Source organism: Nonomuraea sp. NPDC023979 (assembly GCF_040639085.1).
Taxonomy (GTDB): Bacteria; Actinomycetota; Actinomycetes; order Streptosporangiales; family Streptosporangiaceae; genus Nonomuraea; species Nonomuraea ceibae.
In genome coordinates this window covers 24,163-38,915 of sequence record NZ_JBEZZG010000029.1, presented here as the reverse complement: position 1 = coordinate 38,915, position 14,753 = coordinate 24,163, and the positions used below count along the sequence as shown (strand labels likewise).

The 14,753-nt window shown below is 72.4% G+C and carries 14 protein-coding genes, 1 tRNA gene and 1 riboswitch; of the genes, 5 read left to right on the top strand and 10 right to left on the bottom strand.

Annotated elements, in window-relative coordinates; genetic code table 11:
- Nucleotides 1–18 precede the first annotated feature (18 nt).
- Both AB0G11_RS36425 and AB0G11_RS36420 read right to left on the bottom strand, forming a co-directional pair.
- Complete coding sequence (locus AB0G11_RS36425) at nt 19–669, bottom strand: response regulator transcription factor (protein WP_219510395.1); 651 nt, start codon at nt 667–669, stop codon at nt 19–21.
- Nucleotides 670–681: 12 nt separating this feature from the next.
- Nucleotides 682–1,812: a histidine kinase gene (locus tag AB0G11_RS36420; protein ID WP_219510426.1), complete on the bottom strand. Its 1,131-nt coding sequence runs from the start codon at nt 1,810–1,812 to the stop codon at nt 682–684.
- A gap of 334 nt (nt 1,813–2,146) precedes the next feature.
- Here AB0G11_RS36420 and AB0G11_RS36415 point away from each other — a divergent pair, with 334 nt between their 5' ends.
- On the top strand, nt 2,147–3,076 hold the full coding sequence (locus AB0G11_RS36415) for a 2-hydroxyacid dehydrogenase (RefSeq protein ID WP_357591264.1): 930 nt from the start codon (nt 2,147–2,149) through the stop codon (nt 3,074–3,076).
- Nucleotides 3,077–3,195: 119 nt separating this feature from the next.
- Here AB0G11_RS36415 and AB0G11_RS36410 read toward each other — a convergent pair.
- Nucleotides 3,196–3,280 (bottom strand) — tRNA-Leu (locus AB0G11_RS36410).
- A 141-nt stretch (nt 3,281–3,421) separates the two neighbouring features.
- Nucleotides 3,422–3,895, bottom strand: coding sequence for a thioredoxin-dependent thiol peroxidase (gene bcp / locus AB0G11_RS36405; protein WP_219510397.1), 474 nt, complete (start codon nt 3,893–3,895; stop codon nt 3,422–3,424).
- A gap of 125 nt (nt 3,896–4,020) precedes the next feature.
- Here bcp and AB0G11_RS36400 point away from each other — a divergent pair, with 125 nt between their 5' ends.
- Complete coding sequence (locus tag AB0G11_RS36400; protein ID WP_219510398.1) at nt 4,021–4,347, top strand: DUF3618 domain-containing protein; 327 nt, start codon at nt 4,021–4,023, stop codon at nt 4,345–4,347.
- A 52-nt stretch (nt 4,348–4,399) separates the two neighbouring features.
- On the opposite strand, the gene AB0G11_RS36395 is transcribed toward AB0G11_RS36400, so the two are convergent.
- Nucleotides 4,400–5,593: an amino acid deaminase/aldolase gene (locus tag AB0G11_RS36395; RefSeq protein WP_357591263.1), complete on the bottom strand. Its 1,194-nt coding sequence runs from the start codon at nt 5,591–5,593 to the stop codon at nt 4,400–4,402.
- A gap of 165 nt (nt 5,594–5,758) precedes the next feature.
- Between AB0G11_RS36395 and AB0G11_RS36390 the strand changes: the two genes are divergently transcribed.
- Both AB0G11_RS36390 and AB0G11_RS36385 read left to right on the top strand, forming a co-directional pair.
- A complete protein-coding gene (locus tag AB0G11_RS36390; RefSeq protein ID WP_219510400.1) occupies nt 5,759–6,358 on the top strand; it encodes a DUF6286 domain-containing protein in 600 nt (199 codons plus the stop codon).
- Nucleotides 6,355–6,858: a hypothetical protein gene (locus tag AB0G11_RS36385; RefSeq protein WP_219510401.1), complete on the top strand. Its 504-nt coding sequence runs from the start codon at nt 6,355–6,357 to the stop codon at nt 6,856–6,858. Before AB0G11_RS36390 ends, AB0G11_RS36385 begins: the two co-directional genes overlap by 4 nt.
- A 24-nt stretch (nt 6,859–6,882) precedes the next feature.
- Here AB0G11_RS36385 and AB0G11_RS36380 read toward each other — a convergent pair whose 3' ends face one another.
- Genes AB0G11_RS36380 through gcvT form a run of 3 tightly spaced genes read right to left on the bottom strand, consistent with a single transcriptional unit; the run spans nt 6,883 to nt 9,783 of the window.
- Nucleotides 6,883–8,259: an L-serine ammonia-lyase gene (locus AB0G11_RS36380; protein ID WP_219510402.1), complete on the bottom strand. Its 1,377-nt coding sequence runs from the start codon at nt 8,257–8,259 to the stop codon at nt 6,883–6,885.
- A 52-nt stretch (nt 8,260–8,311) separates the two neighbouring features.
- On the bottom strand, nt 8,312–8,701 hold the full coding sequence (gcvH, locus tag AB0G11_RS36375) for a glycine cleavage system protein GcvH (RefSeq protein WP_219510403.1): 390 nt from the start codon (nt 8,699–8,701) through the stop codon (nt 8,312–8,314).
- Nucleotides 8,698–9,783, bottom strand: a complete 1,086-nt coding sequence (gene gcvT, locus AB0G11_RS36370) for a glycine cleavage system aminomethyltransferase GcvT (protein WP_357591262.1) — start codon at nt 9,781–9,783, stop codon at nt 8,698–8,700. The genes gcvH and gcvT overlap by 4 nt, the downstream gene beginning before the upstream one ends.
- Before the next feature lie 130 nt (nt 9,784–9,913).
- Nucleotides 9,914–10,011: riboswitch (glycine riboswitch) on the bottom strand.
- Between the two features lie 92 nt (nt 10,012–10,103).
- Here gcvT and AB0G11_RS36365 point away from each other — a divergent pair.
- Nucleotides 10,104–10,937 carry a hypothetical protein gene (locus tag AB0G11_RS36365; protein ID WP_357591261.1) on the top strand — a complete coding sequence of 278 codons (834 nt, stop codon included), beginning with the start codon at nt 10,104–10,106 and terminating at the stop codon, nt 10,935–10,937.
- A 61-nt stretch (nt 10,938–10,998) separates the two neighbouring features.
- Here the strand turns inward: AB0G11_RS36365 and AB0G11_RS36360 are convergent, their stop codons facing one another.
- Together AB0G11_RS36360 and AB0G11_RS36355 are read right to left on the bottom strand one after the other, a co-directional pair.
- A complete protein-coding gene (locus tag AB0G11_RS36360; protein WP_357591260.1) occupies nt 10,999–12,360 on the bottom strand; it encodes a M28 family peptidase in 1,362 nt (453 codons plus the stop codon).
- A 76-nt stretch (nt 12,361–12,436) separates the two neighbouring features.
- Nucleotides 12,437–14,749: a M4 family metallopeptidase gene (locus tag AB0G11_RS36355; protein ID WP_357591259.1), complete on the bottom strand. Its 2,313-nt coding sequence runs from the start codon at nt 14,747–14,749 to the stop codon at nt 12,437–12,439.
- Nucleotides 14,750–14,753 lie beyond the last annotated feature (4 nt).

Here is a 14,753-nt window from a genome sequence, read left to right as displayed (position 1 = left end):
GACCCTGGATGACCCGGGTCAGCCGTTCGGCCGATGCGAGGGCACCACGAGCCCGGCCTCGTAGGCGTAGACGACCACCTGCGCCCGGTCGCGCAGCCCCAGCTTGGCCAGCACCCGGCCCAGGTGCGTCTTGACCGTCGCCTCCGCCACCTCCAGCTCGGCGGCGATCTCCAGGTTGGAGCGGCCGCGCGCCACCATGAGCAGCACCTCGCGCTCGCGCGGCGTCAGCTCCGTCGCCGCCGCGGGCTCCTCCGCCGGCAGGAACGTGGCGAACCGGTCGAGCATCCGCTTCAGCGTCGTCGGCGCCATCACGGCCTCGCCCGCGTGCACCGACCGGATCGCCGTCACCAGCTCCGCCGTCGGCACGTCCTTCAGCAGGAACCCCGACGCGCCCGCCCTGATCGCCGCGAACGCGTACTCGTCGAGGTCGAACGTGGTCAGCACCAGCACCTTCGGGCCGGTGATGTGCTTGATCGCCTCGACGCCGTCCATGCGCGGCATCCGCACGTCCATCAGGACGACGTCCACCTCGACCGTGCGCAGCACCTCGATCGCCTGCTGGCCGTCGCCCGCCTCGGCCACCACCTCGATGCCGGGCTGCGCGCCCAGCACCATGCGGAACCCGGCCCGCAGCAACTGCTGGTCGTCGACCAGCATGACCCGTATCATCCGACGCTCCCCCTAAGCCGCTTTCGACTCGGCCGTAGGCAGCCGCGCCAGCACTTCGAACCCGCCACCCGCGCGCGGCCCGGCCGTGACCGCGCCGCCGTACATCGTGACCCGCTCCCGCATACCCACCAGCCCGTGGCCGCCCGTCTCGGTGGCCGGGGCGGCCGCGCCGCGCCCGTCGTCGGTCACCCGCACGACCAGCTCGGGGCCGCTGTAGCGCAGCTCGACCTGCGCGCGGACGCCCGGCCCGCCGTGCTTGAGCGCGTTGGTCAGGGCCTCCTGGACGATCCGGTAGACCGCCAGCTGCTTGCCCTCGGTCAGCTCGGTGCGCCGGCCCGTGACCCGCAGCCGCGCGGGCACGCCCGCCGCCCGGACCAGCTCGTCGAGCTGCGCCAGGCCGGGCTGCGGCGTGTAGTCGGTGCCGCCGTCGTCCTGCCGCAGCACGCCGACGAGCCGGCGCATCTCGGCCAGCGCCTCCCGGCCGGTCCTGGAGATCGTCCGTACGGCCTGCCGCGCCTGCTCGGGGTCGCTGTCGATGGCGTAGCCCGCGCCGTCGGCCTGCACGACCATGACGCTCACGTTGTGCGCCACCACGTCGTGCAGCTCCCTGGCGATCCTGGCCCGCTCGGCGGCGGCCGCCATCCGGGCCTGCTGGTCGCGCTCGCGCTCGGCGCGTTCGGCGCGCTCCTCCAGGCCCTCCAGGTAGCGGCGGCGCGTGCTCGCGTACAGGCCGGTCAGCCAGAGCGCCATCACGAAGATCGTGCTGGTGGTGAACATGCCCAGCGTCGGCGTGTCCCACTGCACCAGCGCCAGGAACACGCCCAGCTCGGCCACCATCAGCGCCGCCAGCGCCCACCGGAACGCGCACTGGTAGACCACCGACCACAGCGCCACCAGCACCGCCATGTTGGCCGGCAGCACCTCGATCTGGGCCGCCCACTGCGCGAAGCTGACCAGCGACACCACGGCGAACACCGCCAGCGGACGCCGCCGCCACAGCAACGGCAGCAGCAGCGCCAGCGTCAGCACCGCGTAGACGGGCGCGTTGAGCGGCGGCAGCGACCCGTCGGGCGCGTAGGTCAGGTAGGGCACGACGGGCAGCAGGCACAGCAGCGCGAGAGGAGCCACCCGCAGGGCGTCCATCAGCTTCACATGGCGCCTCGACCACGCCCGTACCCTGCCGAACACAACCATCACGATACGTAAACCCGGGAGTGGGGCGGCTCAGCCTTGAGAGTGAAGTACGCCTACGACCCTGGTCTTACACGGCTCCGGTCTTACGCGGGTCTTACGGCCCGGCAGGCAAAGTAGTCGTCGGGAGCACCCTCTGGGGTGAGTAAAGGGAGAGATCGTGATGGCGATCATGATCGCGAAGCCGGGTCGCGCGGAGACGAGGAAGCTCCGCGCGACCCGATCCGCTTGCGGGCCGCTGGGCTAGAGTCTCCCCCGGCCGAAAGATCCGAGACCGGGGACCCGCATGTCAGCGCACCGCAACCGTCCGCAGGACCTCGTCGTCCTGGTGCCCGAAGAGCGCGGCCGCGCGGCCCTGTCCGCCGTCACCGGCCTGCGGCCCCTCCTGTACGACGTCGGGGCCCCGTTGCCGCCGGGAGCCGCCGAGGCCCGCGCGATGGTGGTGCCCTCGCGCCCGGTCGACCGCGTGCTGGCCCTGATCGGCGAGCTGCCCGAGCTGCGCCTCGTCCAGACGCTCAGCGCCGGCACCGACCAGTGGCAGGGCCGCCTGCCCGCCCACGTCGCCCTGTCCAGCGCCCGGGGCGCCCACGGCGCGGCGGTCGCCGAATGGGCCGTCGCCGCCCTCCTGTCCCTCTACAGGGACCTGCCGGGCTTCGCCGCCGACCAGGCCGCCGCCCGCTGGCGTCCCCGCATGGCCGAGTCGCTGGCGGGCAAGCGCGTGCTCGTGCTCGGCGCCGGTGACCTCGGCACGCAGCTCCGCGTCCGGCTGGAGCCGTTCGGCGCCCGCGTCACGATGGTGGCCCGCCGCGCCCGTGACGGCGTGCGTGCCCTGGACGACCTGCCGGGCCTGCTGCCCGCCCACGACGTGGTGGCGCTCATGCTCCCGCACACCCCGGCCACCCACCACCTGGCCGACAAGCGGTTCCTCGGCCGCATGCGCGACGGCGCCGTCCTCGTCAACGCCGCCCGCGGCCCCGTCGTCGACACCGACGCGCTGCTCGGCGAAACCCGCTCCGGGCGGCTGCGCGCCGTCCTCGACGTCACCGACCCCGAGCCGCTGCCCGGCGACCACCCGCTGTGGCACACGCCGGGCGTCATCATCACCCCGCACGTCGCGGGCACGGTCCCGCAGGCGGACGAACGCTCGTGGCAGGTCGCGGCCGACCAGCTCGCCCAATTCGCCCGGGGTGAGCAACCCGCGAATCTGGTCGGCTGACGCCAATTCTTCGCGTCCGTATTTCGGGGTGCCGCCGCGCCGAATAACCGGCCGGGTTTCGGCGCATCGCAATTCCGGGCGAACACATATCGGCCAATTGCCGGACGGTGTCATTGATGTGCGGGCGGGGGGACTCGAACCCCCACAGTGTCTCCACCAACAGGACCTAAACCTGCCGCGTATGCCTGATTTCGCCACGCCCGCGCAATCCCGCCAAAGGCGGGCCGTGAGTAGTTTAGCGCTCCGGCCACGCACCGGTGCCACGTCACCTACCGGCACGGACAAGGCGCGGTGCGTGTCAATTCACCCCGGGCGGGCTCCCGGATCGGAGCCCGCGGGGAGTGGTCAGGAGAGGCCGAGCTTCTTCTTCAGGCTCGCCACGTGCCCGGTGGCCTTCACGTTGTAGAGGGCCTGCTCGATCTTGCCGTCGGCGTCGATGACGAACGTGGAGCGGATGACGCCCACGACTTCCTTGCCGTAGAGCTTCTTGGTGCCGTACGCGCCGTACGCCTTGTGGATTTCCAGCCCCGGGTCGGACAGGAGCGGGAAGGTGAGCGCGTCGCGTTCGGCGAACTTGGCGAGCTTCTCCGGCTTGTCCTTCGACACGCCGAGGACGACGAAGCCGTCGGCGGTGAGCTGGGCGAGGCTGTCGCGGAAGTCGCACGCCTGCTTGGTGCACCCGGGAGTCATCGCGGCGGGGTAGAAATAGAGGATCACCCGCTTGCCTCTGTAGGCGTCGAGGGAGATCTCGTCGCCGCCGGCGGCGGGCAGCGCGAACTCGGGGGCGGCGTCGCCGGGGGCGAGCCTGGTCTCGGTCATGGGTCCTCCAGGAGTTTCTCCAGGAAAACCTACCTGGCCGCCCGCCGTGCCGTACGGCGTGCGGACCTGACAGACTGATCAGGACATGTGAGGGCACGGGCAGGAGCGCGGCCGAGAGGAGAGTCATGGCTGACACCGATCCCGATGAGCTGGAGCGGCGCATCGCGCGGACGCGGGCGGAGCTGGCGCAGACGGTCGACGCGATCGCCGACCGGGTGAGCCCGAAGCGTGTGGCCGAGCGCACGGTGGCGGATGTGAAGTCCCGGGCGGGGAGCCTCGCGGCTTCGGTCAGCGACGCGCTGGGGATGTCGCCTCGGCCGGTGGAGTTCGGTGACGACCCCGACCGGCTGTGGGACGACGAGGCGCCGAGCCTGGCGCCGGTGCTGATCGGCGTGGGCGCGGCGCTGGTGATCGGCGCGGCGGTGGTCCTGTGGCGGCGTCGCCGCCGGTGACCCGTCCCTAGGGGCTCCGGCGTCGCCGCCGGTGACCCGTCTCTAGGGGCCTCTAGAGGAAGGTGCGGCCCTCGCCTCTGTAGGTGGGGACGGTCTCGGTGAGCGTGTCGCCCTCGACGAGGTGGAGGGCGTCGAAGCGCTCGCACAGCTCGCCCGACTTGGCGTGCCGGAACCAGACGCGGTCGCCGGTGCGCAGGTCCTCGGCGGGCGCGCCGATGAGCGGGGTCTGCACCTCGCCCGCGCCCTCGTCGGGCGCGTAGCGCAGGCCGGCGGGCAGGTAGGGCTGCGGCAGGCGGCTGGGGCCGGGGGCGCCGGAGGCGAGATAGCCGCCGCCGAGCACGGTGACGATGTCGCGCGCGGGCCGCCGCACGACGGGGAGCGCGAACAGGGCCGCCGGGTGGCCGCTGAAGCGGCTGTAGAAGTCGAACAGCCGGGGATGGAAGAGCCCGGACCCGGCGGCGACCTCGGTGACGGCCTTCTCGCGTACGGTGCGCTCGATGGAGCCGGTGCCGCCGCCGTTGACGAACTCCAGGTCGGCGACCTGGCGCACGGCGTTGACGATGCGGCCGCGGCGCACGACGAGCTCGCGGGCCGACAGGGTCTGCATGGCCTTGACGAGCCGGGCGTACGCGGCGCGGGCCTGGGGGGCGTCGCCGACGCCGGCGATCTGGGCCTCGTACGCGAGCAGCCCGGTCAGACGGTAGCCGGGGCGTTTGGCGATGGCGGCGGCCAGGTCGGCGGCCTGGTCGGGCTCGCGGATGGGGGAGCGGAGCGCCCCCGCCCGAAATTTCCCACCAAAGGCCACAAATCCGGCGTCGATGTCCATACATATCCGGATCTCGTGGCGCGGGTGGACACCCGCCACCGCATGGTCCATGAACGCCAGATGCTCCGTCGAGTCCACCGTCAGCGTGATCGCCGCCGCGGCCTCCGCCGAGCCCGCCAGCGCGGCCAGCGCCCGCCGGTCGGCCGTCGGATAGGCCACCAGGATGTCGCCGAACCCCTGCTCCGCCAGCCACAGCGCCTCGGGCAGCGTGAAGGCCATCAGCCCGCGGAACCCGTCCAGGGCCAGCACCCGCTCCAGCACCGCCCGCGAGCGCACCGACTTGGTGGCGACGCGGATCGGCTTGCCGGCGGCCCGCCGCACCAGGCTGCGGGCGTTGGCGCGCAGCGCCTCCAGGTCGAGGATCGCGAACGGCGGCTCAAGAGCGGCCGTGGCCCGGTCGTAGCGCTGGCGGTCATCCATACCGGCAGCGTAATCCAGGTAAAACGGGCACGGCAGGGGTGCGCGCCCCCGGCGGGCAACCACGGCATATCCGCCCATTGATCGCCGGGCCCGTAATGATCCTGCAAACGGGCGGCGGGGGCGCGGTCGAGCCGGTCGGGGACCCGTGTACCTCTGGTCGTTGTGATGACCACGCTCCAGCAGATCCTGCCCGGTGCGGCCGTCGCCGCGCAGGACACCCCGCTCCGCAGGTCCAACCGGGTGCTCAGACCCGCGCGCACGCCCGCCGCGGTGGCCGTGGCCCTGGTGCTGACGGCCGCGCTCGGGCTGACCTGCGCCGAGGTGGTGGCGTCGCTGATGGGCCGGCCGCTCGGCTGGGTGCCGGTCAACGAGGCCGCCGAGCTGGCGTCCGCCTCTTCCTGGAGCGAGCTGGACGCCGTCGCGGTGGCGCTGGCGGGCACGGGTGCGGTGCTGCTGCTGCTCGCGCTGCTGCCCGGCCGCTCCCGGCTGGTCCCGGTGGAGACCACCGACCCGCTGATCGTCATCGGCATCACCCGCTCGGGCCTGCGCCGTACGCTGCGGGCCGTCGCCCAGGAGGTGGACGGCGTGCGCCGGGCCCAGGTACGGCTGCGCAGGCGGCGCATCGAGGTCACCGTCGTGACCGAGGGGGAGAGCTCGGGCACGATGCTCAGGCAGGTCGGCAACGCGGTGGGCGACCGCCTGGCGGGCGTGGGCACGCTGGCCGCGGGCGAGGTCGTGGTGCGGCTGCGCAGGAGGGGGCTGTGATGCGGCAGTACGCGGGCAACCGGATCGGCCTGGCCGTCGTCGGCGCGGTGCTGCTCGTGGCGGGCGGCTACGCCTGGCTGCGCGGCCACGACAAGCTGGCGGGGCTGCCGCCGAAGGCCAAGGTGCTGCCGGAGCGCACCGCGCGGGCGCTGGCCGAGCAGCCGTGGGCGCTGTGGGTGGTGGCGCTGGTGCTGCTGGTGCTCGCCCTGGTCACGCTGCGCTGGCTGCTGCTGAGCCTGGGCTGGGGGCGCTACGGCTCCCGGTCGGGCACCGGGACGGCGATGCTCTGCGTGGGGCTCAAGGACGTCGACGGCCTGGCCAGGGCGGGGGTGCGGGTCGTCGGCGAGGGGGCCAGGCTGCGCATCGGCCTGACCTGCCCGGCCGCCACGGACGTCGGCGCGGTCGTGGCCAAGCTGGACCGCGAGATCGTCAGCCGCATCCGCCGCGAGGTGCGCGACGACGACCTCGGCGCCGTCGTCCGCATCCACGTCCGGCGCTGAACGACCGCGCCGGTCATCACGCGCTCAGCACTCGATGACGTTGACCGCGAGGCCGCCGCGCGAGGTCTCCTTGTACTTGTCGAGCATGTCCCGCCCGGTGTCGCGCATGGTCTTGATGGCCTTGTCCAGCGACACGTGGTGGCGTCCGTCGCCGCGCAGCGCGATGCGGGCGGCGGTGATGGCCTTGATGGAGGCCACCGCGTTGCGCTCGATGCACGGGATCTGCACCAGCCCGCCGATGGGGTCGCAGGTCAGGCCCAGGTTGTGCTCGATGCCGATCTCGGCCGCGTTCTCCACCTGCTCCGGGGTGCCGCCCAGCACCTCGGTGAGGCCGGCGGAGGCCATCGAGCAGGCCGAGCCCACCTCGCCCTGGCAGCCGACCTCGGCCCCGGAGATGGAGGCGTTCTCCTTGAACAGCACGCCGATCGCGGCGGCCGTGAGGAGGAAGCGGACCACGCCCTCGTCGTCGGCGTTGGGGGTGAAGCGGGAGTAGTAGGTCAGCACGGCGGGGATGATGCCGGCCGCGCCGTTGGTCGGGGCGGTGACGATGCGGCCGCCGGCCGCGTTCTCCTCGTTGACGGCCAGCGCGAACAGGGAGACCCAGTCCATCGCCTGGAGCGGGTCGCGCTCGGCCGACTCGGTCTGCAGCCGCCGGTGCAGGCGGTTGGCCCGGCGCTTGACCTTCAGGCCGCCGGGCAGCACGCCCTCCTGCGAGATGCCCCGCTGGACGCAGTCGGACATGACCTGCCACAGGTGCAGGATGCCGGCGCGGATCTCGGCCTCGGAGCGGCCGAACGCCTTCTCGTTCTCCAGCATGAGCGCGGAGATCGACAGGCCGGTGTTGGAGCAGTGCTTGAGCAGCTCCTCCGCCGTGGTGAACGGGTAGGGCAGCACGGTGTCGTCGGGCTTGATGCGGTCGGCCCCGGTGGCCTTCTCGTCCACGACGAAGCCGCCGCCGACGGAGAAGTAGACCTTCTCCCGCAGCTTGGCGCCCGACTCGTCGAACGCGGTGAAGCGCATGCCGTTCGGGTGCTCGGGCAGCGAGATCTTCCGCTCGAAGACGAGGTCCTGGCCCACGACGAAGGGGATCTCGCGGACCCCGTACAGCGTGACGGTGCCGGAGTCGCGCATGGCGGCCAGCCGCTCGTCGATGCTGTCGACGTCCACCAGCTCGGGCTTCTCGCCCGACAGGCCGAGCAGGACGGCCTTGTCGCTGCCGTGGCCCTTGCCGGTGAGGCCGAGCGAGCCGTACAGGATGGCCTCGACGCGCGCGGTGCGCTCCAGCAGGCCGTCGTCGTTCAGGCCGCGCGCGAACTTGTGCGCGGCCGCCATCGGGCCGCCCGTGTGGGAGCTGGACGGGCCGATGCCGACCTTGAAGAGGTCGAAGACGCTGATCGCCATTGACGCGCCTTTCGGGAGGGCCGGGGCCCGCTACCGGGCCCCGGCGGTGCTGTCAGGAGTCGCCCGAGGTGAGGGCGGTGTATTCCTCGGGCGTCAGCAGGTCCTTCGGGTCGCCGTCCACGCGCACCCGGAACATCCAGCCGTCGCCGTAGGGGTCGCTGTTGGCCAGCGACGGGTCGTCCACCAGGGCCTGGTTGATCTCGACGACCTCGCCGCCGACCGGGCTGTAGATCTCGCTCACGGACTTGGTCGACTCGACCTCGCCGACCGAGTCGCCCGCCTCGATGACCGACCCGGCGTCGGGGAGCTGCACGAAGACGACGTCACCCAGAGCCTCGGCGGCGAACGCCGTGATGCCGATCGTGACGGTGATCCCGTCGTCGATCCCGGCAACCCACTCGTGCTCCTTGGTGTAGCTCAGGTCGTCAGGGATGTTGCTCACTTGTTCCTCCTGTAGAAGGGCAGCTCAACCAGGTCCACAGGTTCTTGGCTGCCCCGGATGTCCACGGCCAGACCTTCACTGACCCCGGTGTCGACGTACGCCAGCGCGATGGGCTTGCCCAGGGTCTGGGAAGGCGCCCCGCTGGTGACCTCGCCGACGACGGCACCGTCCTTGGTGACCGGGTACCCGTGGCGGGGCACCCGGCGGCCCCGCGCGACCAGGCCGACGAGCCGGCGCGCGGGAGCGGTGTCCTTGACCGCCTCCAGCGCCGACCTGCCGACGAAGTCGCCCGGCTTGTCGAATTTCACCACCCTGCCCAGCCCCGCGTCGAACGGGGTCAGCTCCGCGCTCAACTCGTTGCCGTACAGGGGCATGCCCGCCTCCAGGCGGAGCGTGTCGCGGCTGGACAGACCGGCGGGCTTGATCCCGTACGGCGCCCCGGCCGACGTCAGGGCGTGCCAGAGCGGCACGGCGTCCTCGTTGGCCACGAACAGCTCGAAGCCGTCCTCGCCGGTGTAGCCGGTGCGGGCGATGAGCGCCTGGCGCCCGTCGACGACGCCGGGCAGGCCGGCGTAGTAGTTGAGCCCGGCCAGGTCGGCGTCGGTGAGCGTGGCGAGGATCTCCTGCGCGCGCGGGCCCTGCACCGCGATCAGCGCGTACTGCTCGGAGCGGTCCTCGACCACCGCGTCGTACGACTTGGCGCGGTTCTTCAGCTCCGCGTCGACCTTCGGGTAGTTGGAGGCGTTGGCCACGACCATGAACTCCTCGTCCCCGAGCCGGTAGACGATGAGGTCGTCGAGCACGCCGCCGCGCTCGTCCACGATCATGGTGTAGCGGGCCCGGCCCGTCGCCAGCGCCGACAGGTGGCCCACGAGCGCGTAGTCCAGCGCCTCGGCGGCCTGGGGGCCGGTCACGAAGATCTCGCCCATGTGGGAGAGGTCGAACAGCCCGGCTGCCTGGCGGACCGCGTTGTGCTCGGCGGACTCGCTGCCGTAGCGCAGCGGCATCAGCCAGCCGGCGAAGTCGGTGAGCGTGGCGCCGAGAGCCTCGTGGACGTCTCGCAGCGGTGTCGGTCGGGACATGGGTCGCACCTCAGGGCAGAGTCGGATGCCAGCATCCTCCCCCTCTGTCATCGATGCCTGAGAGCTTCGCCCGGGTTTTGCCGGACTTTCACCTTCGGCGAGGCCCACCGGCCTGCTTTCCAGAGGTCACCTCGGCCGTGCGGTCCTTTGCCTTGAGAGGTTCGCGGGGAGGGCTTGCTCCTTCAGGGGCCCTGACCGGCTGTCAGGGCGCTCTCCCGCACGGTTTCGTCGGTGATGTCCGCAAGCCTAGTGGGGTGACGGCGGTGTTGTCGCGCCCTGAACCGGGCGGACGCCGTACCCGTCGTAGAGGTATGAGACGGATGACCGCGTTCCTCGCGCTGGCGGTGGGCCTGGCGGCCTGCGGCGCCCAGGGCGGCGCCGCGCCCGCCGGGCCCACCGGGGCCACCGGGCCCACCGGGCCGCCCCCGCGCTACACGGCGACGGTGACCGTGCTGGAGGACGGGACGCACGGCCCGCAGATGTGCCGCGCGCTGCTGGAGTCGATGCCGCCACAGTGCGGCGGCCCCGACGTGGTGGGCTGGGACTGGAGCAAGGTCCGCCACGAGTCGGCCGCGAGCACCCGCTGGGGCCTGTACGTGGTCACCGGCACCTGGGACGGTGAGCGGCTCACGCTCACCGAGCCGCCGCGCCCTGCCGAAGGGGGAGCGGACCGGCCGGACCGCATCGGGACGCCGTGCCCCGCGCCCGAGGGCGGCTGGAAGCCGGTCGACCCGGCCAGGACGACGCCGGACGCCATGAACGAGGCCATCGCCAGGGCCGGATCGGCCAAGGAGTTCGCCGGGGCGTGGATCGACCGGCTCGACCCGGACCCGCCGGAGGAGGGCGAGGACCACGCCCGCGACGTCGTGCTGAACCTGGCCTTCACCGGCGACCTGTCAGGCCGGGAGGCGTGGATCCGGGAGGTGTGGGGCGGCGCGCTCTGCGTCACCGGCGCGAAGCGGACGCGGGCCGAGCTCTACGGGATCCAGGAGCGGGTCATGGACGAGAAGGGCGTGCTGGAGGCCGCCACCAGCGAGACGCGCAACCGGGTGGAGGCCACCATGTGGCTGGCCACCCCCGAGCAGCGCGAGCGCCTGGCGGCCGCCTACGGGGACGCCGTCGTGGTGGAGGACGTCCTGAAGCCGGCCGGTTAGGTGGTGGCCGCGTGCGGGCCGGTCATGGCAGAGGCGGCCCGCACGCGGTGTCCAGGAGTGATCAGACGCGCGCCCACAGCGCGGGCACGTTGGACGGCTCCCAGCCCGGCAGGCTGGTGTGCGCCTGCAGGCACCTGTAGCTGGCGCCCTGGTAGGTGACGACGTCCCCGGCCGCGTACGAGGTGTACGCCACCCAGGTGCCGCCGCCCGTGTCGCCGGCCACGGTGAGCGAGAACGAGGCCGACCGGTCGGCGCTCGCCCCGTCGCCGTTGACGCTGATCGGGTAGGTGCCCGGCGCGGTGCCGGCGGTGGTGGCGATCGTGACCGTGGACGACTGGCCCGCGGTGATCGTCGCCGGGCTGAACGTGACGCTGACGCCGGCGGGCGCGCCGCTCGCCGAGAGCGTGACGCTCTGCGCCTGCCCGGAGCTGACCTGGGTGCTCACGGTCGTGGTGGCCGTGCCGCCCGGGTCGACCGACGCCGACGCCGGGTTCACCGAGATCGTGTAGTCGTCGGCGGGTGGGTTCTCCGAGCCGACCGCGAGCTTCCACAGCGCGTGCGCGATGGCGTCGGTGTTGCGGTCGAGCGCGGTGGTGTTGACGTTGGCCGGGTAGGTGTCGCACGCCCGGTGGTAGCAGCTGTCGAACGGCGCGTTCGCGGTGCCGCCCCACTTGGCCGCCTGGGCCGCCGTCTTGATCGCGCCCGCTCCGGTGGCCAGGCCGCCGACCCGCACCCCGGCGTTCTTGAACGAGGCGTGGTCGCTGCGCCCGTCACCTTCGCGGTCGGGGTCCGGCTGGACGCCGATCGAGGTGAAGTACTCGGTGAACGCCTGCCGCAGCGTGGCGTCGTCGTCGTAGACGAAGTAGCCGGCGTTCCTGGAGGAGATCATGTCGAAGTTCAGGTACGCCTCGACGCCCTGGGCGCCGCCGTTCTGCACGTAGTAGCGGGAGCCGACGAGGCCCTGCTCCTCCGCGCCCCACCAGCCGAAACGCACGTGCTTGGTGAGCGTCGGGTTCCTGGCGGCCAGCGTGAGCGCGACCTCCAGCAGCGCCCCGGAGCCCGAGGCGTTGTCGTTGATGGCCGCTCCGGCGCTGACGCCGTCGAGGTGCGCGCCGAGCATGAGAACCGGGCCGGCCGGACCGCCTCGCCAATCGGCGATCAGATTGCTGCCGCCGCTGAAGCTCTGCACCCGGGTGGTGTACCCGGCCGCGTCGAGCTTGCCCCTGATGTAATTCAGCGAGGCGGTGAAGCCCGGCCGGCCCGAGGCCCGATTGCCTCCGTTGGCGTTGGCGATCTGCTGGAACTGGGCCAGATGCGCCGTCACGTTGGAGATCGGGATGTCCGGGGCGGTCTCCGCGACGGCGTTCGCCGTCTGCGGCTGTAAGAAGGTCAGCGTCAGCGCGAGCGTCGCGACTGCGCCCATGGTGAGTTTCACGGTGTCCCGCCTGTCTGAGAAAAGGGGGGCGGCCACCCCGGCGTGGCCGCCCGGTCTTGAGGGGTCAGATCCGCTGCCAGAGAGCAGGCACCAGGTTCGGCTCCCAGCCGGGGAGGCTGGTGTGCGCCTGGAGGCATCGGTAGCTGGAACCCTGGTGGGTGACGACGTCACCGGCCGCGTACGGGGTCCACGGAGCCCAGGCGTCGCCGCCCTGGTCACTGCCCACCGTCAGGGTGAACGTGGCCGTGCGGTCGACGCTGACGCCGTCGGCGTTCAGCGTGATCGGGTACGTGCCCGGCGTGACGTTCGCCGTGGTGGCGACCGTGACCGTGGACGACTGGCCGGAGTTGATCGTCTGCGGGCTGAAGGTCACGGTGACGCCGGCGGGCGCGCCGCTCGCCGTCAGCGCGACGCTCTGCGCGTCGCCCGAGGTGATCTGGGTGGCCAGCGTGGTCGTGGCGGAGCTGCCCGGCTGCACCGACGCCGAGGACGGGGTCACGGTGACGGAGAAGTCGTCGGCGACCTCGCCGAGCTGCAGGTTGTAGGTCGCGGTCCGGTCCACGTCGGCGCCGTCGGCCGTCACGGTGATCGCGTGGGCGCCCTGCGGGCTGTTGGCGGAGGTGGTCAGCGTGAGCGTGGAGCTCTGGCCGGCCTGGATGGTGGCCGGGCTGAAGGAGGCGGTGACGCCCGAGGGCAGGCCGCTCGCCCGCAGCGTGATCGACTGCGCCGAGCCGCTGGTCACGGTCGTGCTGACGGTCGTGGTGGCCGTGCCGCCCGGCTGCGTGCTGCCGGAGGCGGGGTTCAGCGTCATCGAGAACTCGTTGCCCTGGTTGCAGGGCTGCTCGCCGGCCTGCGGGCGGACGTTGATGCCGTCCCAGGCGGCCTTGACGACGTTGTACTCGGCGCAGCCGGTGTAGAGCGTCCTGGCGGCGTTCAGCGTGGCGACGCGGGCCTTGGCGTGCGTCCACGGCTGCGTCTTGGCGTTGAGGCCGGTCATGAAGATCTCGCCGGCCTTGCGGATGCCGATGCCGGTGATCGCGCCGCCGCCGTCACAGCGGGTGCTGGCGGGCTTGCCCGCCGGGTTGGTGCCCTCGGCGACCAGGTAGAACCAGTGGTTCTGGGGCCCGGCCGCGGCGTGCACCTCGGTGTTCGGGATCTGGGCGCTGTAGCAGTTGGGGTGGTTGAGCGCCTGCGGGTTGTACATGTTGCGGATCGGGCCGTTGCCGGCCAGGTTGACCTTCTCGCCGACCAGGTAGTCGGCCGGGTCGCTGGCGTTGTTCGCGTACGCCTCGGTCAGGGCGCCGAAGATGTCGCCGGTCGACTCGTTCAGGCCGCCGGCCTCGTTGCCGCTGCCGGCGCCGCCGCCGCCGGAGAACTGGAAGACGCCGTGCCCGAACTCGTGGGCGACCACGTCGATGGAGGTGAGCTGGGAGCTGCCGGCCTGGTTGCGGCCGAAGTTGGCGTAGGAGCCGTACCAGTAGGCGTTGACCGCCGACAGGCCCACGCGCGCCGGGTAGCCGCCGCCCGAGCCGTTGACGCCGTTGCGGCCGAGCCACTCGCGCATCATGTCCCACTGCTTCTGGGCGCCGTAGAGGGCGTCCACGCAGGCGGTCTCCATGTTGGTGCCGCTGCCGTTGCCCCAGGTGTCGGTGGTCTTGGTGAACGGCTGGCCGTTCTGCCCGCCGCACTGCACGCCGGGACGGTTCGGGTCGCGCATCGTGTAGGACGGCGTGGTGTCGATGGAGACGGTGCCGACGTGGTGGCCGTTGCCGGTGCCCGCCCTGACCTCGTCCCAGGAGTCGACGACCTTGCCGGTGCGCGCGTCCACGAACACGTGGAGGATGCTCGGGCGGTCGGCGGCGGTGACGACGACCTCCCAGGTGAGCTTGGGCGTCGCGGTGGCGGCGTGCACGACGAGCTTCGGCGTGGCGACGCTGGCCGCCTCGGTGCCGAGGTGCTTCCTGGCGGCGACGGCCGCGGCGGCCGCGGTGACGCGCGCCTTGACGCTCACGTCGATGGTGGCGCGCTGGCCGGTGGTGACCGTGTTGACGACCGCGCCGGACTCGTCGGTGCCCACGACGACGTCGCCGCCGTAGACGGGCAGGCCCTGGTGGGTCCGGGAGTAGGTGAGGAACTGCAGGCCGCGCACGCCGGTGACGGCGGACGAGAGCGTGAACTCGTCCTGCGCCGCCGCCTTGAGCGCCGCTGGCTCGGCGAGCATGAGGCTGGTCGCGGTGGTGAGCGCGTTGCGGCGTTCGTCCGGACCGGGGGGATCGGCCACCTGCATCGCCTGGGCGCTGGTGGCGCCCGCGAGCGTGCTGGTGATCAGGGCTAACGCGAGCGTGGCGGCAGCCCCCAACCTGAGTCTGGGGTTCACTCTC